Below are 24078 nucleotides of genomic sequence, written 5' to 3'. Positions count from 1 at the left end.
AGTATTCACTAATCTCCGCTTTTTGTTTAATAGCCAATAAGATTCATGATTTTTCAAGCCTTTTCTCCTTTATCTCTGTGGCAAAGAATTAATCTTTCTTTTTTCAAATAAATATTCCCTCTAACTTTGCGAAATCTCTGAATTGTTTCGAAAGCAGGAGGGAATAAAATATGCGGATAGGCTATGATTACCTGTCTTTTACTTTACAACAAAAGTCTCTTTTAATTTGATATCGTTGGAAGAGGCTCCGATGCGGACTTCAAATTCGCCCGGTTCGACTGTCCATTCCATATGTCTGTCGAGAATTTGCAGGTCTTCCGGCAAGAGGACGAAGGATACGGTCTTTGTCTCGCCCGGTTGCAGGGAGATACGTTCAAAGCCGCGTAACACGGATTCGTAAGCGATTACACTGCTTACTTTGTCGCGGATATATAACTGTACGACTTCGTCACCGGCACGTTTGCCTGTGTTGGTGACATCTACGGTAACGGTTACAGGACTTTGCGAATAGGGTGTTTCCTGTTTTACGGAAAGGTTTGAATAAGCAAAGGTGGTATAACTCAATCCGTAGCCGAACGGGTAAAGAGCACCGTTTACACGGGTTCTTCCTGAACCGTTAGGGCCTTCGAAGTATTGGCCGTCCTGTGAACCCGGCTTGAACGGGAAGTTGAACTCGATCTGTCCGATTGAACGGGGGAAGGTAACAGATAAGCGGCCGCCTGGGTTATAATCGCCGAATAAGGTCTGCGCGATCGCTTCTCCACCTAACTGGCCGGGGAACCAGGCTTCCAGGATGGAGGGAATGTTGCGATCAGCCCAGTTGATAGTCAGCGGCTGTCCGTTGATCAGGACGAGTACGACGGGTTTGCCGGTGGCGTGCAAGGCTTCCAGCAGTTGTTGCTGACGGCCCGGAAGATCGAGGCCAGTGCGGGATTTACTTTCGCCAGTGCAGGATTCGTCTTCTCCCAGTACGGCAATGATAACGTCACAATCGGCGGCGGCGGTGGCGGCTTCGGCAATCCCTTTCTTTTCCTCGTCGGTTAGCGGAGTCGGGACGATTTCGCTGTCGGGCCAGTTGGCGTCTTTTACTTCGCAGCCTTTGGCGTAAATAACTTCTGTCTGATTGCCCAGATAGTCTTTGATGCCGTCGTAAACAGTGATGTTATCCAGTCCCTGAGGGCCGTAACGGCTGATCATATAGTTCGTTTCCTTGGCTAACGGACCGGCTATAAGAACCTTTTTCGTCTGGTTCTTGTCCAATGGGAGCAGGTTGTTTTCGTTTTTCAGCAATACGAGGGATTGTTTCTGCATATCCAGTACGAAGTCGCGATGTTTGTCGGCTCCGACAATCTTATCGGCGGCTTTCGGGTCTTTTACATACGGAGAATCGAACAGTCCCAGTTCGAATTTAACGCGCAATACGTCGGCAACCATGCGGTCGACCGATTTCATGGAGAGTTTGCCTTCCTTTACCAGTTTACGTACCGGCAGGATATAGTCTTTCGGATGTGTGAAGTTGGTGCGGACGTTCAGGCCGGCTTCTACTACCTGGCGTACGGCTTCTTCATAAGAATCGGCTACATGGTGCTTGGTCTGAACGAACTCGACCGCTTCGCTGTCACTTACTATGTATCCTTTAAAACCATATTCCTGGCGCAACAGCTGTGTCAGGAAATAATAGCTGGCTGTTACAGGCACACCGTCCCAGTCGTTATAACTGCTCATCACACCTTTCGGATGCGCTTTCTGGACAACTCTTTTGAAAGGATAGAGATGGATCTCATGCAGTTCGCGGGGAGCCACATGCGGGTCGGTACGGACGGCGGCATCGCGGCCACCCTTCGGAATGCTGTAAACGGCAAAATGTTTCAATGTGGAAGCTACACCGTTCTGCTGGATACCTTTTACCATCTGTGTGCCCAGTTCGCCTACCAGATAAGGGTCTTCTCCGTAAGTCTCCAGCACACGTCCCCAGCGCGGATCGCGGGCGACGTCGAGGATGGGAGCGTACACATTATTGTATCCTAAAGCCTTTGCTTCCTTACCGGCTATATCTCCCGCCTGATGAACCAGGTCGCGGTTCCAGGTGCTGCCGATATTAATGGGAGCGGGCAGGGGAGTTGCCTTGGTATGGTTCAAGCCGTGGATGCCTTCGTTGGAGAAGTCTACAGGGATGCCCAGGCGTGTTTCTTCGATGAACCAGCGCTGCGTTTTGTTGATCGCTTCGGCATGGTTGCTGAACGGGTAGATCAGGTCGGGTGTGCGGCGGCGGGCGCTTCCCACACCGTTCAGTTGTTCGTCGATATTGGCGATACCGTCTTTCCAGATCTCATTCTTCCATCCTTCGGTGGGCAGGGAGTCTTTCAGGACACGCCCGAAGCCGTAGAGGGTGGCCATCTGGCAACTTTTTTCTTCCAGTGTCATCTGGTTCAGAAGGTCTTGTACACGCGCTTCGATAGGGGCTTCGGGATCTTCATAAACGTCTTTTACGCCGTTCTTGTTAAGGTCTATCCACCCTTTTTTGTAGATCGAGTCTTTCGCTTGTATAGTCACACTACCCAGACAGGCGGCAGCAAGTAATAGATACTTCACATTCATGTTTTTCTTCGCTGATTATGATATTTTTGTAATAATAAAAACCGTATGATTGTAATCATTACAACAAAGATAAGGATTATCAACCATACGGTCAAGAGATTAGTGACAAAGTGAAAAATACTTATTTAGTATCCCACCATAAACGTGCATCAATTTTGTTGAATTCAGCTTGCGTGTTATAGTTTTCAGTATTCATAGAAGCCTCTTTTGCCGGATACAACACACGTACAGGTGCATTTTCCTTGTTTAGCAAAGCCCCGTTCAAGCGGTCGTCATCCAATATAGGCAGGTCTGTACGACGATATTCAGCCCATGTTTCATAGATTTGCAGGAAGTTAAGATGCATCCACTTTTGCGTAGCGATCTGTTCCAACGCCTTTGAAGCATCAAACTTGTAGGCAGAAGAAGCAATCCAGTTACGTAAAGTCTCGTCCGAAACGTCTGTTCTGGCTAATTCTTCGTCCTTGCCTTCCGCATCACTGGTCTTGTAGTAGTCGTAATAGTTTTGTACAGACAAAGCGATGCCTTTGTTATAAAACTCCTCTGCATTCCCGCTGTACAATCCACGTTGAGCAGCTTCCGCCAGGCAAAGGTAAGTTTCGGCAGCCGTCATACCAATTCCGACAGGGAACTGGAAGTTCTTACGGAAAGTAACCGAATTTAAACAACCATAGGTTTCGCGCAGACTTTTTTCAGTGTTTCCATTATATTCGTTGATCAAAGCAATGGCCTTGTCGGCTGAAGCCGGATAACCTAGGATCTCTTTGCTGTCTTCATATACCTTGCCTTCGTCATCTGTTGCAGGTTGATACAAGACATACAGGCGAGGGTCGTTTGCTTCTTTGAACTTGTTGACCATCAACTCCGGCGCATACATATAAAAACCTTGTCCCGTAGAATGGCTTTCATTCATAGCACGCCATAGGGCATCAGGAGCGGTTGACTGGCCTGAAACTTTGATATACGCATTATCATCGTTGGTTGTAATCAATTGGTCGATAGACAATTCAGACAGTACAGATTTGGCCTTTTCAGGATCTACGTTTGAGATACGCATCGCATAACGCAGGCGCAGTGAATTAGCAAATTTAGACCAACGCTGGCAATCGCCTGCATAGATGATATCCTGACGTTTGAATGTATCGTCTGAAGTTGCTGTCTTGAAATAATCGGCAGCCACCTTCAAATCGTCCAGCATGTTGTAGTAAATATCCTTTTGCGTATCATATTTCGGGCGGAAAATCACTGCTCCTCCGTAGATAACATTACGTGCGGTAAAGGCTTCCGAGTAAGGCATATTGCCAAAAAAGTCACTAGCGATAGCCGTATTGAAGGCCTTCATCACCTTTGTCGCTTCGAAATATTTTTGATAGCTTTTTTGTTCTTCGGGAGATAACGTGGCATAAATCTTATCGATTTCCGTCAACGTTCTCATACGCGTTTCGTAATAGTTTTCCCAACGTCCCAGGTCGTCGGTAATATTCTGATACAACGTATTGCGGTTTTCACCTTCCTGGCGGGCCGTTGTCTGGAGATAAACACCCAGGCGGCGGAACGTCAAGTTGTATGTATCTACATAGTCGATAGCGATTGTTTGAAGCGCTCCTTTAGTAAACAGATATTCTATTTCGCTGGAAGTAAACGCATCCGGATTATCATGCTTTTCATCCAACTTGTCTGAACAAGAAGAGAAAGCGACCATTGCGCTTAAAATGAATCCATATATTGTTTGTTTCATAGATTTACTTATTATGTACATTAATTTTCAAAAAACTTAGAAACTTGTTTTAAGTGCAAAACCGAAACTACGAGCCGACGGGTAAGTCGTATATTCTACATAAGCGTTGGTTCCGCTTGTACCCAAAGTAGCTTCCGGATTGATGTTGGGGACGCTCTTATAGATGTAGAACAGGTTGCTACCGATAAGAGAAATATTCAGGTTCTGCAAACCGATTTTAGACACCCAGTTGTTAGGAAGCTGGTAAGACAGTTTCAACTCACGCAGTTTGATATACGTGTTGTCATACAGGTTATCTTCCGAACCGTTACGGTTATAACGCGAATTGTAGTAATCCGAAGCTGCCACGATGATGTCGTTCTTGCTGCCATCAGCCTTTACACCTTCTGCAATCATACCGTCATGATGTACGCGGCCTTCCAACGCATTGGCAGGAGCCGAAGCACTGTGGCTATCCAAAGCTACTTTTTGGTTGGTGTTCTTGTCAATATAGTAAGCCAAACCGCCATATTCTTCATCACGGCCGAACAAAGATTCTTTGCCGGCACCTGTGGCTTTCAAGAAGTTGTTGGTGAATGAAAGCAATTTACCGCCAAATGAACCGTCAATATGCGCACTCAATGAGAAGTTCTTATAGTGGAAGGTATTTGTGAAGCCGGCTACCATCTTGGGTGCAGCGCTTCCGGCATACGTAAATTCTGCTTCCTGCTGGTAATTACCGTTTTTATCTACAATCATATTTCCCTGATCATCGCGTACCCATTTGCGGATGAATACACTAGGAGTAGCATATCCCGGGACAGCTTTGAAGATAGCCGCACTCCAAGGAGAACCGATCTGGCGGTCTTCCATACCATCAATCAACGAGATCAACTCATTGTGCGTGAAAGAGAAGTTCAGCGTACTTTCCCACGTGAAATTCTTTGTTTCAACCGGTGTACCGTTCAGTTGAAGCTCGATACCGTAGTTACCGATTTCACCGGCATTCATACGCATACCTGTGGCACCTGTAGAGGGAGCGACCGGCACGGTGATAATCTGGTTTTTGGTTCTGTTGGTATAATAAGCCAGGTCGAAACCGAGGCGGCCGTCAAACATGCGGCTTTCCAAACCGAATTCCCATGAATACGTCTTTTCGGGAATAATGTTTGTAGGCGGAACGTCGTTGCCGAAGTCGTTGGTAATGGCCGAGTTGTTGAACGAACCGTAATTGTATTCCGTATTAGTGAAATAAATAGTCGGTGTCGTATTACCTACAACCGCGTATGAACCTCTGATTTTTCCGTAATTCCACCAATCCGGCAGATCCAATGTTTCGGTGAACACAAAGCTTAAACCGGCAGAGGGATAGAAGAAACTGCGATTGCCTGCGCTCAGGCGTGAAGACCAGTCGTTGCGGGCCGTCAAATCCAGATACAAGAACCGTTTGTAAGCCAATTGGGCAGATGCGAACACAGCACCCAGGAATTCACCTCGGTTGTAGCCCGTATCTCTACCTGCAGCTTTCGGGTCTTTCTTGTTATTGTTGGTAGAGAACATGCCGTTGTATTTCAAACCTTCAGAGCTCCAGGTCATACCGGTTTCCGCGATATCTTCGCCTGAGATACCCAAGTTGGCTGTCACGTCGAAGTCTTCTTTAAAGGTTTTGTTGAACATCAACAAACCTTCTACATAATCTTTGCGGTAATGATTGTCGGTCTTGCGGTAAAGCCCCTGCAAGTCGCTCATGTTTGCCGGATCGGCATATCTCTTGAACATTTCCTTGTCTTCCTTCTTGTCGTTGTAACGGTCCGTACCCCCACGCAGGCGGAAGTTCAAGAAATCGAATATCTTGACATTGGCAGACAACGAAGCGATCAAACGTTCGCGCGTCTGTGTATACTGGTTTTCATTCTGCTGCCATAACAGATAGTTGATGATGTTGTCGCGGTTTGAGCCGCTGATGCCACTGATTTCGTCGGTCAGGTAGTAGCCTTCGCTGTTCTTATAGTGATCCTTCCACAACTGGGTGATTTCGTTACGAGGCATCGGGTAATTGGATACGCGGTCAATACGCGTGGGCGGATTTTTTGTATCTGAAATGTTGAAAGAGACGGCAGCATCGAATGTCAAACGTTCGTGCACTTTGAAGTTGCCCGAGAGGCTGAAGTTATGCTTGTTCTGTTTAAAGTTTTCCAGGTAACCGGCATAGTTCATATTGGTATATGACAAGCGGATGTTGTTCTTGTCGGTGCCGTTTGTAATAGAGATACTGTTATTGTTGGTAAAACCATCTTTAAAGATATCGCGATAGTTATTAGGCTGCGGAGAGAACGGACGTTTCACGCCATCCCACCAAACCACCTCCGTACCGTCCATGCGCGGACCGAAGCTGCGGTAAGTAGTACCACTGTAGGTATAATCTCCGTTTTCGTTAGCCACGAAATAAGGCGTGCTACCTCCACCGAAGACGTTCTGATATTCAGGCATGTAAGCACGCTGGTCGTATGTATAGGAGGTACCTACCTGGATGCCTAATCCCTTCTTTCCGCCGTCGCCGCGTTTGGTTGTGATCACGATCACACCATTCGTTGCACGCGAACCATACAGGGCGGCCGCATTAGCACCTTTCAGGATAGACATGGATTCGATGTCGTCCGGATTGATATCGTTCAAGGCAGAACCCTGTTGCGTCTGGTCACGTTCGCGACCAGCCCAGTTAGAGTCTGTATCGTTAATAGGAATACCGTCAACAACGATTAGCGGACGTGTATTACCTTCTACGGAGTTGATACCGCGGATTTGAATCTTTGTACCTCCCGTAGGACCGGCAGCCGTCTGTGCAATTTGTACGCCGGCAGCCTTACCATATAATGAGTTGGCTACGTTTTGTACCGGCACGAGCTGGATATCGTCCGACTTCAGTTCGCTCATGGCATAACTCAAGGCGCGTTTTTCCTTTTTGATACCCATGGCGGTTACGACTACTTCATCCAGTTTCTGTGTGTCTTCCACTAATTTGATATCCAACGAAGTCTGTCCGGTATACTTGATTTCTTGCGAAATATAACCGATAAAGGAGATCGTGATAGTAGCACCCTGGTTTACTGCCAAAGAGAAGTTACCGTCCATATCTGTAATAGTACCTTCATTGGTTCCTTTCACAGAGACGGAAGCTCCGGCAACGGGTCCGAATTCATCAACAACGGTTCCTGTTACCTGTTTTTTTTGTTGATTGATGGCAAAAGCCATTTCCGGCTTACTGTCTGCCGCATACACCTGGTTGGGAGCGCAGAAAATACCGGAAAGCAAAATAAGTCCGATAGGTCTGAATACTTTTTTCATAAACGAATTTTTAAGTAGATTCAAGAAATCTGAAATTTTTGATTGCAAATCTATATGATTGTTAAAGGATGATGTATTAATATAGGTTGTTAAAGTGTTGAATGCGGTTTGCGACGGATTTTATCGTTTTTTTGACAGATATTGCTATTTTATTGTTTCATAGTCGCTCTTGCTTCAATGATCCTTTAATGATCCTCCAGTGAAGGTCCACTCATGGGAAGTGACGTAACAGTGACGTAACAGTGGCGTAACAGTGGCGTAAATGCAGTAAACATACGATAAAATGTTATTTGTATGTCATTTTGAGGCCCGCCGTCCGGCCGGATATTCGTTTTGGAGGTATAATTATATATAAACATTATCATTAATCGTTGAAAATAGTTTATTTTTGCATTAAATACCTACTAATCATGAAATCCAAATGCTTCTGTCTGCTTCTTTGTTTATGCGTATTTCTTCCCGTATTGCCGAAAGATTTATATTTCAGGCATATTGATTTGAATGAAGATTTTACGCAACCTTCTGCCATATCCGTTTATCAGGATGCTCAAGGACTGATTTGGTTTGGAAATGATAATCTGAATGCCTATGATGGGAGAGTGGTACACTCTTTTCGCCTTTCCAATTATCTGGAAGGGGCGGAAGATAATAATATCCACGGGATATGTGGGGATGGAGAGGCGTTGGTTTATATGCTGGCCAACAAGGATGTGGTTATTTTTGACAAACAGGCTGAAGAGTTCCGCTGGGCAGGCGTAAAGGCGCAAGCCATCGAATATCATGAGGGAGTGTTGTATTATGCTGTCGGGAATGAAGTGTTTCGCTATCTACCGGAGGGGGAGGCGGAAAAGGTCTGTGCGTTGCCTGAGCGGTCGGTTATAATCAAGGATTTGTTTTGGCAGGACGGGGTTTGTTGGATGGCTACCACGCGTGGCGTGTATTGTTTTGATAGGAACACGTTGCAGGCGATGTTGGAAGACGAGTCGGTCACTTCCTTGTTTATGGATCGCGACGGGAGATTGTGGGTAGGTACGCTGTCGAACGGGGTGAAGATGCTTGATCGGGGGAGGTGGCTGTCATGGCAGGAAAACGACCCTGTACGTCCTTTGGTCAATAATCAGGTACGCGTCATCAATCAAGACGACAAAGGGAATGTCTGGATCGGAACCTACGATGGCATCACTGTGGTAGATCCTTCTCTTCGCGATCATTATCATTTGTTGCATAAGGAGCAGGCGCCTTGGTCGTTGAAGCATTCGTCGGTGTATGCGATTTATAAGGATAACCAGGGGGGCATGTGGGTTGGCACGTATTATGGCGGATTGAGCTATTTTAATCCGGATACGGAGAATTATGCATTCTATTCCAATGTCGGCGGAGCGGGCGGTTTGAACGGTTTTTTGTTCGGCAAAATGACTGAAGACGGCAGGGGCAATTTGTATGTGGCCACCGAACACGGGAAGTTGAACTGCCTGGATCGTAATACCCGGAGGGTAAAGCCGCTCGATGCGGCCTTGTCGGGGCTACCGGCCTCTACTACCAAATCTGTCTGGTATGATGCTGCTACCGGGTGTCTGTATATCGGCACGTTTCAATATGGTTTGTATTGCTATTCGTCGGGTCGCCTCGAAGCGGTGGGGACAGATTTGCTTGCGAATGATAGTCAGCGTATCATAACCGACCTGATTCCCTGGAAGGACGGGCTGATAGTCGTTTCGCAAGATGGATTGTTTTTGCTGGATTTGGATACCCGGCAGTTGTCGCCTTTATTTTCCGACAAGGGCCTTCGTGAGCAGGCGGGAGGTATTATCAGGTCTGCCTTTTTGGATAGGGAGAACCGGTTGTGGCTTGCCCTGGCCAATAAGGGGGTGGTTTGTGTCCGTATGAATGACCAGGTTGTCGAGGTGATTCCTTCGGTGAGAAACCGGATCGGAAAGAAACCGGTACAAAGCATTGCGGGCGACGGGCGCGGGCATATCTATTTTGCCGTGTCGGGTATCGGCCTGCTGGCGTATGATCCGGTGGATGACTTTTGGTCGTGTTATAACCAGGAGCAGGGGCAGTTGCTGACGAACGATTCTTTTCGTGTGCTGGTCACTCCCACGGGGCGGTTGTTGGTTACTTCGAGCCGGGGCATCACGTTGTTGGATATGAAAACCGGGAAAGCGGCTCATACGCTATTGGGGGTATCTTCGCCTTTGCACCGTCTGAATGCCAATTGCGGCGTGTATCTTTCGCCTGCCGACAGCATGATTTTTATCGGTGGGATAGAGGGGATGATTGCGATGAAAGAAGCTGGCTTTTCGTCGGTGGAGACGCCTTATACGATATTGTTTAACAGTCTTTCTGTGAATAATACGCCGGTCGGGCCTTCTGCTTCTTCCGGTATTTTACAGAAATCGATTTTCTATACCTCCGGGTTTACTTTGCCTTATGACCGGAATAACATAACGTTGGGTTTTACTTCTACAAATTACCGGCATGTGGAAAAGAATCTGTTTGAATATAAAATGGAGGGGTTGGACAAGCAATGGACACGTACACGGCACCGGCAGATTGTCTATACTTCCATTCCTCCGGGAAAGTATACTTTATGCCTTCGTGAGATGGGTGGGGGGAAGCAGATTAACCTGTCTGTACAGGTACGTGCGCCTTTTTATGCCTCGTGGTATGCTTTTGCGTTGTATGGTTTATTGATTCTTTTATTTTTGGTCTGGTTGATTCGTTTTAACAGGAGCCGTGCGGTTTTGAAGGCTTCGTTGCAACTGGAGCAACAGGAAAAGGAGCGTATAGAGCGGTTGAACCAGATGAAGTTGAAGTTCTATATTAATATATCGCACGAACTGCGTACGCCGTTGACCTTGATAATTACTCAGATTGATCTTATTCTACAAAATTACGGCTTGACAGGAGCCTTGCGGAGCAAACTGTTGAAAGTACGTCAGTACACCTCTCAGATGCAACAGCTTATTACTGAAGTACTTGATTTCAGACGTTTGGAGCAGGGGAAGATGCCGCTTCGTGCCAGGCCGCAGAATATGGTTGTATTCATGCGCCGGTTGTTTGATTCCTTTAAGGATTATGCTTTGACCAATCAGATTCAGTATAGTTTTGAAACAGTGGAAGATGAGATACCTGTATGGTTCGATCCGATACAAATACGTAAAGCGTTTAATAATTTGCTTTCCAATGCGTTTAAGTTTACTCCGAAAGGAGGAACGATCCGGGTGAGTCTACTTCGTAAAAAAGGGATAGTCGAGATACGTATCTCTGATACTGGCTCCGGCATTCCCCGGAGCCAGCAGGCGCATATCTTCGAACGATTTTATCAGGCGGATAATGCGTCGGGGGTTACTTCGGCGGGAAGTGGTATCGGTCTGTCGCTGACCAATGAGATCATTATGCAGCATAAAGGGCAGATCGGGGTGGAGAGTGAATTGGGAAAGGGAACCACCTTTACGGTTACTTTGCGCTTGGGTGACGAGCATTTTACTTCCGAACAGAAATCAATAGAGACGCAATCTACCGACATGCTGCCCGGACAGGAGGTGGTGCAGGAGAGGGGTGTGGCCGGTTTATTGGATTTGCCGGACATCGGAGAGGAGGCAAAGTCTTTTTCCGTATTGCTTGTAGAGGATAATAAAGATTTGTTGCAAGTCTTGGAAGAGGCTTTTTCCATCAAATATAGGGTCTATAAGGCAGAGGATGGAGAAGAAGGCATTCGTTTGGCTGAGGAGAAGCAGCCGGATCTTATTATCAGCGACGTGATGATGCCGGGTATATCGGGGACTGCTATGTGCCAGCGGCTGAAACGTCAATTAGAGACGTCGCATATTCCGATTATCCTCTTGACAGCCCGTGTCGATTTAGAGAATGCCTTGGAAGGGCTTAAATGCGGTGCTAGCGATTATATCATGAAGCCCTTCAATATTGAGTTGCTTTTGTTGAAGTGCCATAATATCATTACCACTTTGAAAAGCCATCAAACTCGTTTTCATGCAGAGGTGGCATCGGTTCCTTCCGAGTTGGCAACCAATCGTCTGGACCAACAGCTTTTGGACGAATCTGTGCGGATTATAGAGGAAAATATGGAGAATAAGGATTTTGACATCGATATGTGGTGCCGTGAGATTGCTATCGGCCGTACCCGTCTGGGTACCAAGATCAAAGCGATAACAGGCCTGACCTTGAATGATTTTATCATTCAGACGAAACTTCGTAAGTGTGCCTCTTTGTTGGAAAAGACAGATTTGACGATTGCAGAGATTAGCTGGAAGACCGGCTTTTCCAGTTCCAGTTATATGGGGAAAAACTTTAAGGACTATTTCGGTGTCACTCCGTTACAGTACAGGAAAACGAAGAATGCTTCTTCCTGAAATCAGTAAGAAGAATCCTTTTCTTCCCCCTCCATGATTTTTAAACTTCATCCATCACAGCTGTAATGTGTTGTATTATAGTTTTTTGTGGTGAAGTCTGCCTTTCCCGATTATTTTTATGCTCAGAAGAAAAAAACTTCCGAATGAGTAGGCATCCGTTCCGGAACGGATAGTTATCCACCGGGCAACCGATGCCTATCCGTTTGGGAGACCGTACGCTTTCGAATAATTCACATAGTAGTCCTACCATTAATCACACTATTGTGCTAGCTATACTGACACAGTAGTGTGATTAATGGTAGGATTACTATGCTATAAGGTACCGCCCGATAGTGTATAGGGGATCATTTGTATTACAACGTAATATAATCGGTGAAGGGTGAAAGTAAATATATAAAACCCCATTGTAGGAGAGCGTTTTTCATAAAAAAAGACATTTTTGTTTGGTTTTATAAGGAATATATCATAAATTATATGCGTAAAAAAGATACCTTATGAGAAAAGTAATGTTTTATTTAGTCCTGTCGCTTTCGTGTCTGGTACTAAGTGCTCAGAAGGTAACCCGTGACAGCTCGCTTTGTGCACGACGAACGGCAGAGATTGTTGCCGAGAAGTTACAAACCCAGTTGGCCTTGTTTCCGCAAGAAAAGCTTTACCTGCATTTGGACAAACAGGTGTATGCACCGGGCGAGCAGGTCCGGTTCAGAGCCTATCTGGTGGATGCCGCTTCGCATCGGCCGGTGACGAAGAGTGGTTATGTATATGTGGAATTGGTTGACCGGGAAGAACGGGTGGTGAGCCTGGCGAAGGTGCGTGCTGATTCGTTACATCTGTTCCATGGTTATTTGTTGCTTCCTAAAACGTTGGAGGCGGGTAGTTATCGGGTGCAAGGGTACACGGATTATATGAGGAATACGGGGAATAAAGAGTACCTGTTCCGGCAGACGATTCAGGTGTTGGCAGAAGCATGCCCGATTGCAGAGCAAGAAACGGTACTTTTGGAGCAAGAAAACTATGTTTTGCAGGTGAAAGAAGTATCGGATAAGATCGCTATAGAGGTGACACAATCGGATCATGTAGCCTATCCTACCGATTCTTTGTATCTGTTGTTGCATACGCGGGGTGAACTGCTTTCTTGGACAAGCTGGAAACCGGGGCAGGAACTGCTTTGTTTGGATAAGGATCGTTTGCCTGCCGGTGTTTCCCAATTGCTTTTGTTGGATGGAAGGAATCGCTTGCTTAGTGAACGGTTACTTGTCATGAGACAACCTGAGAAGGAACAGATAAAGGTCGAAGCCGAACGGCATGGGGAACGGATGACGTTGCATTTCTTTTTAGTGGATAGTACGCTGATTGCTTCAGAAAATTACGTTTCCATAGCGGTAGTGGCGGGCAAGAAGAAGGTTGCAGGTTCTTCAGGTATCTATTCAAATATGTTGTTCACTTCTGATTTGTTGGAAGGGGAGGTGCCTGAGGATGGCCTGTCGGTGATGCGTCAATCTTGGAAGAGGTATGACATGGAAGCTGTATTGAATAACCGCTATGTCGTTCCTTCTATTCCTTATGAGTCGGCTTTGTCGGAAGCTGACGATTGGCTGGTAACAACCAGGTTGGATGAAGATGGAAAGCAAAAGGTTTCTTCCGAAAAAGGATTTTCCCGTTATCAACACTATTGTTCCTCTTCTCTTTCTAAGAAGGATATAGAAAAAAGGAAAGCAACGACTACAGATGAGTTGTTGGTTCGTTTGCCGGGAATGAGTAAATATCGGAACTTTTATCGGGCTTTGTCGGGCGGGACAACGCCTAAGGGGAATGGTTGTATGGTGGTTTTCAATGATGAGTTGATGCAACCTTATTTTGATATCAATCAGATAGAACCTTCTGCTATTACCTTTATGGGGGTTATTTCCGGTCCTAAGATGGCCATGTTTGGAAGAGAAGGTTCACCGATTGTGGATAGGAATAATTTGACAATAACACCACAACATGCGTTGGTGATTTCTACCCGTTCTGTGGATGATTCATCTGAAAAACGTGTAGAGCTATCGGAGGTTAAAGGAAGGGATAAAGATACGATCTTCTATTGGAATCCGGCGGTAAAGTTGGAAAAGGAGTTTTCCATATCGTTCGACATGCCCTCATCTCACTCAAACTATCGGGTTGTGTTGGAAGGGATACTGGAAGACGGACGGGTTGTTTGTGTGGATGCCTATTGCTGATTATTTTATGATGGAACCACGTTTGAAAGATAAGTATTGTGAATACACGTTACCCATCGGATTCCATTCTTATTGGGAGACAGGAAAAGGAGAGGTGACGATAGGCGATAAGTAGTAATGTTGTGAAGGTGAAAATAGCGGTGCCATCGTGTGACTGGTACCGCTATTTTATTTTTTACACGTTGAATCGGAAGTGCATGATATCTCCATCCTGTACGACATATTCCTTGCCTTCTACGCTCATCTTGCCGGCTTCTTTCACGGCGGTTTCCGAGCCGTAGTGGATATAGTCGTCGTATTTGATTACTTCGGCACGGATGAAACCTTTCTCGAAGTCGGTATGGATCACACCGGCACATTGCGGGGCTTTCCAGCCTTTCAGGAACGTCCAGGCACGGCATTCGTTGGGACCGGCGGTCAGGAAGGTTTGCAGGTTCAGCAAGCGGTAGGCCGATTTGATGAGGCGGTTCACGCCCGACTCTTCCAGCCCGATCTCTTGGAGGAACATCTGGCGTTCTTCATACGTTTCGAACTCGGCGATTTCGCTTTCGATCTTGGCGGCCACCACCAGGATCTGCGCATCTTCGTCTTTGACGGCTTCGCGTACGGCTTCGACATATTTATTGCCGCTGACAGCACTCGCTTCGTCGACGTTGCAGATGTACATGACCGGTTTGCTGGTCAGCAGGAAGAGGTCGTGGGCGATCTTCTGCTCGTCTTTGGTCTCGAAGGTGACCGTACGCGCGCTTCTACCCTGTTCCAAGGCTTCTTTGTATTTGACTAATACTTCGTAGGCTTGCTTGGCTTGTTTGTCGCCGCCTGTCTGGGCCTGTTTCTGCACTTTGGCGATGCGACTTTCGATGGTTTCGAGGTCTTTGATTTGGAGTTCGGCGTCGATGATTTCTTTATCGCGCACAGGGTCTACCTTGCCATCTACATGCACGATGTTGTCGTCGTCGAAGCAGCGCAAGACATGGAGAATTGCATCGGTTTCGCGGATATTGGCCAAGAATTTGTTACCCAGCCCTTCGCCCTTGCTGGCACCTTTCACCAGGCCGGCGATGTCGACGATTTCGACGGTTGTCGGGATCACTCGTTGCGGATGTTCAATTTCCGCCAGTTTGTTCAGACGCTCGTCGGGAACGGTAATTACACCAACGTTCGGTTCGATCGTACAGAACGGGAAGTTTGCTGATTGTGCTTTTGCATTTGATAAGCAGTTAAAAAGGGTAGACTTCCCAACGTTCGGAAGACCTACGATGCCACATTGTAATGCCATAAATTAGTATGTTGTTTTTATTATCTATTCGTATTGTTTCATCTCGGAAGCTGCCGTCCGGCAGACTTTTTCAGCGGGCAAAGATAACCATTCTTTCTTGTATATGTGCAATTTTCATTTATTGAAGAGGTTATTCATAGTTTCCCGTAGATTTCCAACTTGAGTTCGTCTATCAGATACAAATCGCTTCGGCAATGTAAATCGGCTTCTCCATCCTGCAATAATTGAAATGTAAGGGAATGGAAAAATAAATCCATAGCTTTTGCGTAAGGTATTTTCATTTGCTCTGCGAACCCTTTGATGATTCGTGCATATTTCAATAGCTTTAATGTTCCGACTGCATCCATAACTTTTTATATCAAATCGATTGCTTCTTTAAATACCAGATATTGCTCCAGGATAGCATCATTCAATATGCAAATCTGATGGTTAGGCTTTTCATATTTCAACCTGTCCAATGCAATGTCTTTACTCATATATCCTGAAAAATAAGCATCCAATGTGGCAAACACATTATCATTCGCCACACCTCCGATTATTACATCGTATTGTAGATAAATAGTTTCTCCCTTCCGGCAAGCGAATATAAAATCCAGCCATTCTTCATCATAGGCAGTAAATGTTTTTACCTTGAAGCCGGAGGACTTTAAAAGATTTTCATCCAGTTCGTATACATTGAGTATAGCTGCTTTTCGGGCTCTTAGAAAACGTTTGCTCCAACGTTCTGCCTGCTCGCGGATAGGGGTTATATAGAAGCCTTTACCAAAGTCTAACTTTTCCCGGGAGAAAGTGAGTTCCGGCCTCTCCACCCTGCAATATGAACCGTGATAAACAATCATAGGATCTGATTTTCTTTCATTAAGTTGATAATATCTTCCACTATATATTCCCGGCTTTGTGTGTGTAGTACATCATAAAACTCGACGATATAGTCTTGCAGAACCCGGTTTTGCATCATGAGGTCATATATTTCTGTTGCCGGTTTTTGCAGTTCTTCAGCAACGCACATCACACAAAAAACAGCAAATTCCATTTGCCGGGGTGTCATATTATTATATTCTGCATCGCTCATAGATTTTTGTTGTTAATTGGAGTTGGCAAAGATAACCATTCTTTCTTGTATATTCTTCAAGAACAGGGATTATCCTGGTTTTTACAGTTAATTTATGCTGCTGCGGGAGAAGGCCAGATGCCTGTGACCTGCGGTGTAGCGGGTGCCTTCTTTTTCGTAAGGGATTTTACGCAGCATTATTTTCCAGATGTAATCGTAGAGTGACATAATCGGTGGGTTTATAGGGTTGTTTTTAACTTGCTTAGGTACAAATGTTGTTCTTCTATGTCGTAAGAGACGGCATATAAATTTTCCTCACGGCTGTCTGTTACCAGGTAGACGACCGGGTTTTTTATCCGGAGGCAGGAGAGTAGCTTTCCGCTTTTGTCGAATACTAATATTCCGTTTTCTTTCATCTGTTTTTCCGACAGGTACTGGCTGAAGGCGTAGATATGTTCTTTTCCGGCTGTGATGCATCCGAATCCCTCGTGGTGAAGGTTGTCGAATTCGATGCGGTTGTTTACCCTTTGGTACAGGAAGTCGGACGTTTGCTTTTCCCATTGTTTGGTCAGGCGTTCGTTTTCGTAAGAATAGGAAGCGATATAACCGAAATAGGTGCTGGCGTATATGAACTGGTTGTCGTGCCGGGCCAGGTGTCCCTGGAAATAGTCGAGGTATTCCTGGTATTGATATTCCGTGCCGGCAATGGGATAATTTCCGAAGAAGTTGATTTCTTTGCTTTGTTTGTCTTTGTCGAAAACACTGAGTAGTCCTTTGAGGTAAGGGCCGAGACCAACAAATAGTTTATCGCCTACCTTGAACGCTTCTTTGGGCGAGAATTTACCTAACCGCAGGCGGGTGAAATCGGCGATCGACATTTCTCCGCGGTCTACAGCGAGTTCGTAATAGACGTTGTTGGCCGGGTTCAGATATTCGAGCCGGGCCTGTAAATTCTTGTCGGGAGATATGACGATGGCGGTGTCTTTCTTTTTTAGTGTATACTGGTTCATTTCTTTGCCTGTAGTCTGGAAGATACGGATGGAGGAGGCATCTTGCTGGTTCAGCAGGCAGAGTAATGTATCGTTCAGCAGATGCAGGGGAGGAGCGAATAGGTCCGGGAGATCGGCCAATGCCTCTTCTTCGATTGAGATTTGTGAGACTGCGTATGGGTCGATCTTTTCTAATCTCACTTCCGGCCCCGAACAACTGCTGGCCAGTAAACCTGCGAATAGAACAGATAAAATGTTTCTTTTAGTCATCTTTCTTTGATTTATTTCATATTACCGTATTATACTGATGCTGTTTCATGCACTATCCGTCTGTCTTTTAGTTTTTGAATTTCAGGATCATCAAGACCGGGTTATCTTCTTCCTTTAGGTTGGAGGCTATTTCTTTCAGTTTCTCGTCCGTTATCTGGTTATTGGCGTAGGCTTCTGCCAGGTCCATGGCATTCAGTTCGATCAGGCCGTAGCCGTAGGGGACAGCTGTAGTGTTGATGAACTTCGGGTCCATCTCGCGGTTGTTTATGGCACGGTTGCGATAGACCGGTTCGCACCATTTCGGCGATATCTTGCAACCAGACTTCTTTGGGTGGATAGTTCTTTGCGACGTCGACTGTGACCAGTTGTATGTTTTTATCGTTCGTTTGCTTACAGGAGCAAACGAACGATAATGCCAGGGCAAGAATGAGGTATTTCATATACTAGTATGTTTTATCAGACCTCTGTTTAATGTGCCTCCAGCCAGTTCTTCCCTTCACCGCAGTCGGCGATCAGGGGGACTTGGAGCTGGATGGCGTTTTCCATTTCTTCGAGGACGATCTGACGTACTTTTTCCTGCTCGTCTTGGCAGACGTTGAAGTTGAGTTCGTCGTGTACCTGAAGGATCATTTTGCTTTTCAGACCTTCTTCTTCGAAACGGTTGTAGATGCGTACCATCGCTACCTTGATGATGTCGGCGGCGCTACCCTGGATAGGGGCGTTGATCGCATTTCGTTCGGCATAACCGCGTACGATGGCGTTGTGCGAATTGATGTCCGGCAGGTAACGTTTGCGTTTGAATATCGTTTCGACATAGCCTTTTTCTTTTGCGATGCGGATACTCTCGTCCATGTAATCGCGGATACCCGGATAGCTTTTGAAATAACCTTCTATAAGCTCTTTGGATTCTGCCCGGGGAATGTTCAGCCGTTCGGCAAGTCCGAATATGGAGATGCCGTAGATGATCCCGAAATTGGCCGTTTTTGCCTTGCGGCGCATGTCGCCGGTCACTTCCTCTACCGGGATGCCATATATCTTGGCAGCGGTTGCGGAGTGGATATCGGCGCCGCTGCGGAAGGCTTCGATCATGTGCTCGTCCTGGCTCAGATGGGCCATGATGCGGAGTTCGATCTGCGAGTAGTCCGCCGAGAAGAAGGTGCAATCTTCGTTGTCGGGAATGAATGCTTTACGGATCTCACGTCCCAGTTCGTCGCGGATAGGGATATTCTGGAGATTCGGATTCGTCGAACTCAGGCGGCCGGTAGCCGTGACGGTCTGGTTGAACGAGGTATGGATCTTGCCTGTTTCCGGATTAATCAGTTCGGGAAGGGCATCTATATAGGTACTCAACAGTTTTTTCAGTCCGCGATATTCCAGCAGCTTGCCTACCACCGGGTGTTTGGAACGCATTTTTTCCAGAATATCTTCGCTCGTACTGTAACTGCCTGTTTTTGTCTTTTTGGCTTTCTCTTCGATCTTGAGATGTTCGAAAAGGACTTCGCCCACCTGTTTGCTGGAATTGATATTGAATTTGACTCCTGCCAGTTCGTAAATCTCTTTTTCCAGATTGTTGAGTGCGGCGGTCAGTTCTTCCGATGACTGCTTCAACGCAACCGTGTCGAGCTTGACGCCTGTCACCTCCATTTCTACCAATACATATATTAAAGGCATTTCGATGTCGAAGAAGAGAGACTCGATACCGGCTTTCTTCAATTCGGGGGCAAAGAAGTTTTTGAGCTTGAGGGTGACGTCGGCATCTTCGGCGGCGTACTCGGCGATCTGGGCGAGAGGGACGTCGCGCATGCAAAGCTGGTTTTTCCCTTTCGGACCGATCAACTGCGAGATGGGGACGGGTTTATATTTGAGATACGTTTCCGCCAGGTAGTCCATCCCGTGACGAAGTTCCGGGTTCAGCAGGTAGTGGGCGATCATCGTGTCGAATAACGGACCGGCCACGCGGACTCCATACTTGCGGAGGACGATCATATCGAATTTGATGTTTTGTCCGATTTTCTGTGATTTGCGATTTTGGAGGGCAGGGGAGAAGTGGGCGACAACTTTCGTAGCTTCTTCCTTGTCGGCCGGAACCGGGACGTACCAGGCTTCGTTTTCCTTCACCGCGAACGACATTCCGACCAATCCGGCAGTAAGCGGGTCAATGCCATCTGTTTCCGTGTCAAAAGCGAAAAAATCCTGATCTGCTAAAAAACGGCCTAATTTAGCCATTTCTTCTTCAGTATCAACGGTTTTATATACATGAAGGGTCGTTTTTAAGCTCGCGAGAGTCGAATATTTTGGAACACTCGGCTCCTCGGTCGCAAATAAGTCAAAGAGATTGCCTTGAACAGGGCCTTTCGCTGCTACCTTCTGCGGGGCGGGGGCGGGCTTTTTCTCTTCGCCTGTCATTTTGTTAATAAATGTTCTGAATTCTAATTCCGTGTAAATCTCGGTCAGACGGGTTTCGTTCGGTTTTTCACGGACGCATTTCGCGGCATCGAACTGGATGGGGACGTCCGTCTTGATCGTTGCCAGGAATTTGGAGAAGCGGATTTGTTCGGCATTCTCCGTCACTCTCTTCTGGAGGGCGCCTTTCAGCTTGTCGGTATTCTCCAACAGATTTTCGATCGAGCCATATTCCTCGAGAAGTTTCTGCGCCGTCTTCTCTCCGACACCCGGGCAGCCGGGAATGTTATCGGAACTGTCACCCATCAGACCCAGCAGGTCGATCACCTGGTCGACCGAAGTCAGCGAGTATTTATTCAGGACTTCTTTGACGCCCATCACCTCGTAGTCGCCTCCGAACTTGGGGCGGTACATAAATATATGTTCGGATACCAGCTGGCCGTAGTCTTTGTCGGGTGTCATCATATAAACTTCGAATCCCTCTTTCTCGGCCTGCTTCGATACGGTGCCGATCACATCGTCTGCTTCAAAGCGGGGGACTTCCAGTATAGGGATATTGTATGCTTCTATAATATCCTTTATAATAGGAACGGATTGCCGGATCACTTCTGGGGTTTCTTCCCGCTGTGCCTTGTATAACTCGTAGGCTTCGTGACGGAAGGTCGGGCCTTTCGGGTCGAAAGCCACGGCGATATGCGTCGGGTTCTCGCGTTTCAGAACGTCTTCCAGACTGTTGATAAAACCGAAAATGGCAGAAGTGTTCATGCCTTTCGAGTTGATACGCGGATTTTTAAGAAATGCGTAGTACGACCGATAGATCAGTGCATACGCGTCTATGAGGAATAGCTTCATCTCTTTTAACACGTTTTAGGGTGACAATAGACGGTAAATGTACGAAAAAACTCGCTTACTCAATACTTTTTGTTACTTTTGCGAATCTTTGGATAGATTATGAATGATAGAAAGAAAATAGAACAACCGGTTGCGGAAGAGTTTAAACGCTTTAACGATGAGTTTGCGGATTCACTTCGTAGTGAGACGCATAGGTTGCAATCAGCTATCGACCAGCTCTTGCATGCCAGTGGCAAACATGTCCGCCCGTTACTGGTACTTCTCACAGCAAAAGCTTGTGGAAAAGTAACCGACCATACGATCAATTCGGCCGTTTTCCTTGAATTGTTGCATACGGCTACCCTGATACATGATGATGTTATCGACGAGACGAAACAGCGTAGGGGAGTCCCTTCGCTGAATGCTATTTTCGATAACCGCATTTCGGTGTTGGTAGGTGATTATGTCCTTTCCACCGCATTGATTCGTTCTATTCAAACAGGCAATTTGCAAATCATAAATATCGTATCCAACCTCGGACGTGACCTATCGGAGGGTGAGATCAAGCAGCTCGAAACGGCCGAAGAGAGTATCCTCGACGAGGCTTGCTATATGCAGGTGATTAAGAAAAAGACGGCTACGCTGCTTTCTTCCTGCACGGAGATCGGTGCTATTTCGGCGGATGCTCCGCAGGAACTGGTGCTTAAATGCCGTAAGTTCGGAGAGTATCTGGGGTATTGTTTCCAGATCAAGGATGATATTTTCGACTACTTCAAAGAAATGAATATCGGCAAACCGACCGGTAACGATATACGTGAGGGAAAGGTGACGCTGCCTTTGCTGCATGCACTTGAAAGTGGCAGGAGAGAAGAGGTGGAGTCTTTCTTGAAAGTGATTAATGAAAAGGATTTCTCATCCGGGAATATTGATGCTTTGATCGAGTTTGCCAAGGCGAACGGCGGTATTGAATATGCAGAAATGCGTATGAAAGAGTATCACGACAAAGCAGTGGAGGTGCTTATGCAGCTTCCGGAATCGGATGCCCGCGAAGGTTTGCTGGCGTTGGCCGATTATATTATGGAACGGCAGAAGTAATAGCTTCCAAGTTTGTTGGTTGTATCTGATATCTTAGAAAGGGGACGCGGATTACGCAGACGGGCGCAGATGAACACAGACTTTTTGTTTTTGAACAATAATTATCTGCGTTTCTTTGCGCCCGTCTGCGTAATCCGCGTCCCTTTTTTCTAAGATCGCTTTTCCGGAGATGAATTTATATCCCCAGGCGGTGCTCAATATCTTCAACCAGGCTGCTGGCACCGATACGGAACAGTTCCTTGTTCAGCCAGTCGTTGCCCAGTACTTCTTTGACGATTGTATAGTATTTGACACCATCTTCGGCAGTGCGTACACCTCCCGATACTTTTATACCGATCTGCTTTCCTGTGATGGAATGGTACTTTTTGATCACTTTACACATCGTATAGACGGCTTCCGGGGTTGCGCCGGGGTAACCCTTGCCTGTGGATGTTTTGATGAAATCTGCGCCTGAATACAGGGCTAAGATAGCAGCTTTCCGGATATTCTCCGGAGTGACCAGGGCACCGGTTTCGAGAATCACTTTCAGCTTGCTTTCGCGGCAGCTTTCTTTGATCTCCTGTATCTCTTCAGTCAGTTCTTCATAGTTATCTTCCATGAAATAACCGAGGTTCATCACTACGTCTATCTCGTCGGCTCCCGTCATGACTGCCATGGCTGTTTCTGCAATCTTCACTTCGATGAATGTCTGTGAGGAGGGGAACCCGGCAGCTACCGAGGCGATCTTTACTTCCTGTGCCGTCAATGCCTGCTTGACTGTTTCCACGAATAGGGGATAGGTGCAGATGGCAGCGACATTCGGAACGTCGGGGCGGGTACCTTCGAAATCATTTACCCGGTCTACCAGTTTCCAGATACTTTCTTTTGTGTCGATGCTGGTCAGCGAAGTCAGGTCGATGCATCCGTGGATTTGTTTCAGGACTTCGGGAGTGAAGTTCTCTTTTTCGTGTTTCTCCAGAATGGATGCAACGTGCTTTCCTACTATTTCTTCCGTTCCGGCCGGGTCGAATTTGGCGAACGCTTCATGGTATTTGTCCATGTGTTCGTGTTCATGATCGTGATGATGTTCATGATCATGGTCGTGACCGCAGCTGCAATTGTGTTCGTGTGCCATAAATTATAATTTATTGTTGTTTATATGTCGTTCTTTGTCCCGGCTGGTTTTCTTCTGCATATTCTTTTCGAATGCTGCGGTCAGGTCCACGCCGGTCTGGTTTGCCAGGCAGATCAATACCCATAGCACATCGGCCATTTCATCGCCCAGATCGCGGTTTTTATCGCTTTCTTTGAACGATTGTTCGCCGTAGGTGCGTGCCATGATCCGCGCCAGTTCGCCAACTTCTTCGGTCAGGATCGTCATATTGGTAAGCTCGTTGAAGTAGCGTACGCCATACGTTTTGATCCACTGGTCCACTTTCTCCTGGGCTTGTTGCAAGGTAATATCAGCCATCTTATTCTTTATTTTGCGAGTCGATCAGGATAGTGACCGGCCCGTCATTCAGTAACTCTATTTTCATATCTGCGCCAAACTCTCCGGTGGCGACATTCTTGCCGATTTGCAGTCCCATTTCGGCACAGAATGATTCATACATCGGGATGGCAAAGTCCGGTTTGGAGGCATGGATGTAGGAGGGGCGGTTTCCCTTCTTTGTAGAGGCATGTAAAGTGAATTGGCTAACCACCATTACCTCGCCGCCCGTATCGATTACAGAGCGGTTCATAACCCCGTTTTCATCGTCGAAAATGCGCAGGTTGGCAATCTTCTTGCACAACCATTCAATGTCCTCCTGTGTGTCGCGGTCCTCGATACCGACCAATACCAGCATCCCGTTTCCTATATTGGATTTGAGTTGTCCGTCGATTGTAACGGAGCAATGCTGTACACGCTGTATAACTGTTCTCATT

16 protein-coding genes are annotated in these 24078 nt (G+C 46.6%); 3 read left to right on the top strand and 13 right to left on the bottom strand.

Annotated elements, in window-relative coordinates; all coding sequences use genetic code 11:
• Positions 1-198 precede the first annotated feature (198 nt).
• The 3 genes from HMPREF1535_RS08310 to HMPREF1535_RS08300 all read right to left on the bottom strand — a co-directional run bounded on the left by HMPREF1535_RS08310 (position 199) and on the right by HMPREF1535_RS08300 (position 7660).
• Positions 199-2598 (bottom strand): glycoside hydrolase family 3 N-terminal domain-containing protein, encoded by a 2400-nt coding sequence (locus HMPREF1535_RS08310; protein WP_010801212.1) that lies wholly within the window; start codon positions 2596-2598, stop codon positions 199-201.
• Between the two features lie 121 nt (positions 2599-2719).
• Entirely contained in the window at positions 2720-4336 is a 1617-nt protein-coding gene (locus HMPREF1535_RS08305) for a SusD/RagB family nutrient-binding outer membrane lipoprotein (RefSeq protein ID WP_010801213.1), read from the bottom strand.
• 36 nt (positions 4337-4372) lie between these two features.
• The gene (locus HMPREF1535_RS08300; RefSeq protein ID WP_046145840.1) at positions 4373-7660 is read right to left on the bottom strand and encodes a SusC/RagA family TonB-linked outer membrane protein; all 3288 of its coding nucleotides are present in this window, start codon (positions 7658-7660) and stop codon (positions 4373-4375) included.
• A gap of 410 nt (positions 7661-8070) precedes the next feature.
• On the opposite strand from HMPREF1535_RS08300, the gene HMPREF1535_RS08295 reads away from it, so the two are divergent.
• Both HMPREF1535_RS08295 and HMPREF1535_RS08290 read left to right on the top strand, forming a co-directional pair.
• A complete protein-coding gene (locus tag HMPREF1535_RS08295) occupies positions 8071-12036 on the top strand; it encodes a hybrid sensor histidine kinase/response regulator transcription factor (RefSeq protein WP_046145839.1) in 3966 nt (1321 codons plus the stop codon).
• A 494-nt stretch (positions 12037-12530) separates the two neighbouring features.
• Complete coding sequence (locus HMPREF1535_RS08290) at positions 12531-14255, top strand: MG2 domain-containing protein (protein WP_046145838.1); 1725 nt, start codon at positions 12531-12533, stop codon at positions 14253-14255.
• Positions 14256-14430: 175 nt separating this feature from the next.
• Here the strand turns inward: HMPREF1535_RS08290 and ychF are convergent, their stop codons facing one another.
• The 7 genes from ychF to polA all read right to left on the bottom strand — a co-directional run bounded on the left by ychF (position 14431) and on the right by polA (position 21099).
• The gene (gene ychF / locus HMPREF1535_RS08285) at positions 14431-15534 is read right to left on the bottom strand and encodes a redox-regulated ATPase YchF (RefSeq protein WP_046145837.1); all 1104 of its coding nucleotides are present in this window, start codon (positions 15532-15534) and stop codon (positions 14431-14433) included.
• 134 nt (positions 15535-15668) lie between these two features.
• Positions 15669-15881, bottom strand: coding sequence for a hypothetical protein (locus tag HMPREF1535_RS08280; protein WP_009860502.1), 213 nt, complete (start codon positions 15879-15881; stop codon positions 15669-15671).
• A 6-nt stretch (positions 15882-15887) separates the two neighbouring features.
• Positions 15888-16373, bottom strand: a complete 486-nt coding sequence (locus HMPREF1535_RS08275; protein WP_046145836.1) for a DUF3990 domain-containing protein — start codon at positions 16371-16373, stop codon at positions 15888-15890.
• The gene (locus tag HMPREF1535_RS08270; RefSeq protein WP_009860504.1) at positions 16370-16606 is read right to left on the bottom strand and encodes a DUF3791 domain-containing protein; all 237 of its coding nucleotides are present in this window, start codon (positions 16604-16606) and stop codon (positions 16370-16372) included. Before HMPREF1535_RS08270 ends, HMPREF1535_RS08275 begins: the two co-directional genes overlap by 4 nt.
• A 218-nt stretch (positions 16607-16824) precedes the next feature.
• On the bottom strand, positions 16825-17844 hold the full coding sequence (locus HMPREF1535_RS08265; RefSeq protein WP_046145835.1) for a hypothetical protein: 1020 nt from the start codon (positions 17842-17844) through the stop codon (positions 16825-16827).
• A gap of 67 nt (positions 17845-17911) precedes the next feature.
• On the bottom strand, positions 17912-18268 hold the full coding sequence (locus HMPREF1535_RS25765) for a hypothetical protein (RefSeq protein WP_129697236.1): 357 nt from the start codon (positions 18266-18268) through the stop codon (positions 17912-17914).
• Positions 18269-18312: 44 nt separating this feature from the next.
• Positions 18313-21099, bottom strand: coding sequence for a DNA polymerase I (gene polA, locus HMPREF1535_RS08255; RefSeq protein ID WP_046145834.1), 2787 nt, complete (start codon positions 21097-21099; stop codon positions 18313-18315).
• A 99-nt stretch (positions 21100-21198) separates the two neighbouring features.
• Here polA and HMPREF1535_RS08250 point away from each other — a divergent pair, with 99 nt between their 5' ends.
• Complete coding sequence (locus tag HMPREF1535_RS08250) at positions 21199-22173, top strand: polyprenyl synthetase family protein (protein ID WP_009860509.1); 975 nt, start codon at positions 21199-21201, stop codon at positions 22171-22173.
• A gap of 175 nt (positions 22174-22348) precedes the next feature.
• On the opposite strand, the gene deoC is transcribed toward HMPREF1535_RS08250, so the two are convergent.
• The 3 genes from deoC to dtd are packed head-to-tail and all read right to left on the bottom strand — an operon-like array spanning position 22349 to position 24077.
• On the bottom strand, positions 22349-23287 hold the full coding sequence (gene deoC / locus HMPREF1535_RS08245) for a deoxyribose-phosphate aldolase (protein ID WP_046145833.1): 939 nt from the start codon (positions 23285-23287) through the stop codon (positions 22349-22351).
• Between the two features lie 3 nt (positions 23288-23290).
• Positions 23291-23623 (bottom strand): nucleotide pyrophosphohydrolase, encoded by a 333-nt coding sequence (locus HMPREF1535_RS08240; RefSeq protein ID WP_009860511.1) that lies wholly within the window; start codon positions 23621-23623, stop codon positions 23291-23293.
• A 1-nt stretch (position 23624) separates the two neighbouring features.
• Positions 23625-24077, bottom strand: coding sequence for a D-aminoacyl-tRNA deacylase (gene dtd, locus HMPREF1535_RS08235; RefSeq protein ID WP_010801225.1), 453 nt, complete (start codon positions 24075-24077; stop codon positions 23625-23627).
• Between the last annotated feature and the right edge of the window lies 1 nt (position 24078).

Origin of the sequence: Parabacteroides goldsteinii DSM 19448 = WAL 12034 (genome assembly GCF_000969835.1) — a bacterium.
Taxonomy (GTDB): domain Bacteria; phylum Bacteroidota; class Bacteroidia; order Bacteroidales; family Tannerellaceae; genus Parabacteroides; species Parabacteroides goldsteinii.
This window is presented reverse-complemented; position numbering and strand designations above follow the sequence as displayed.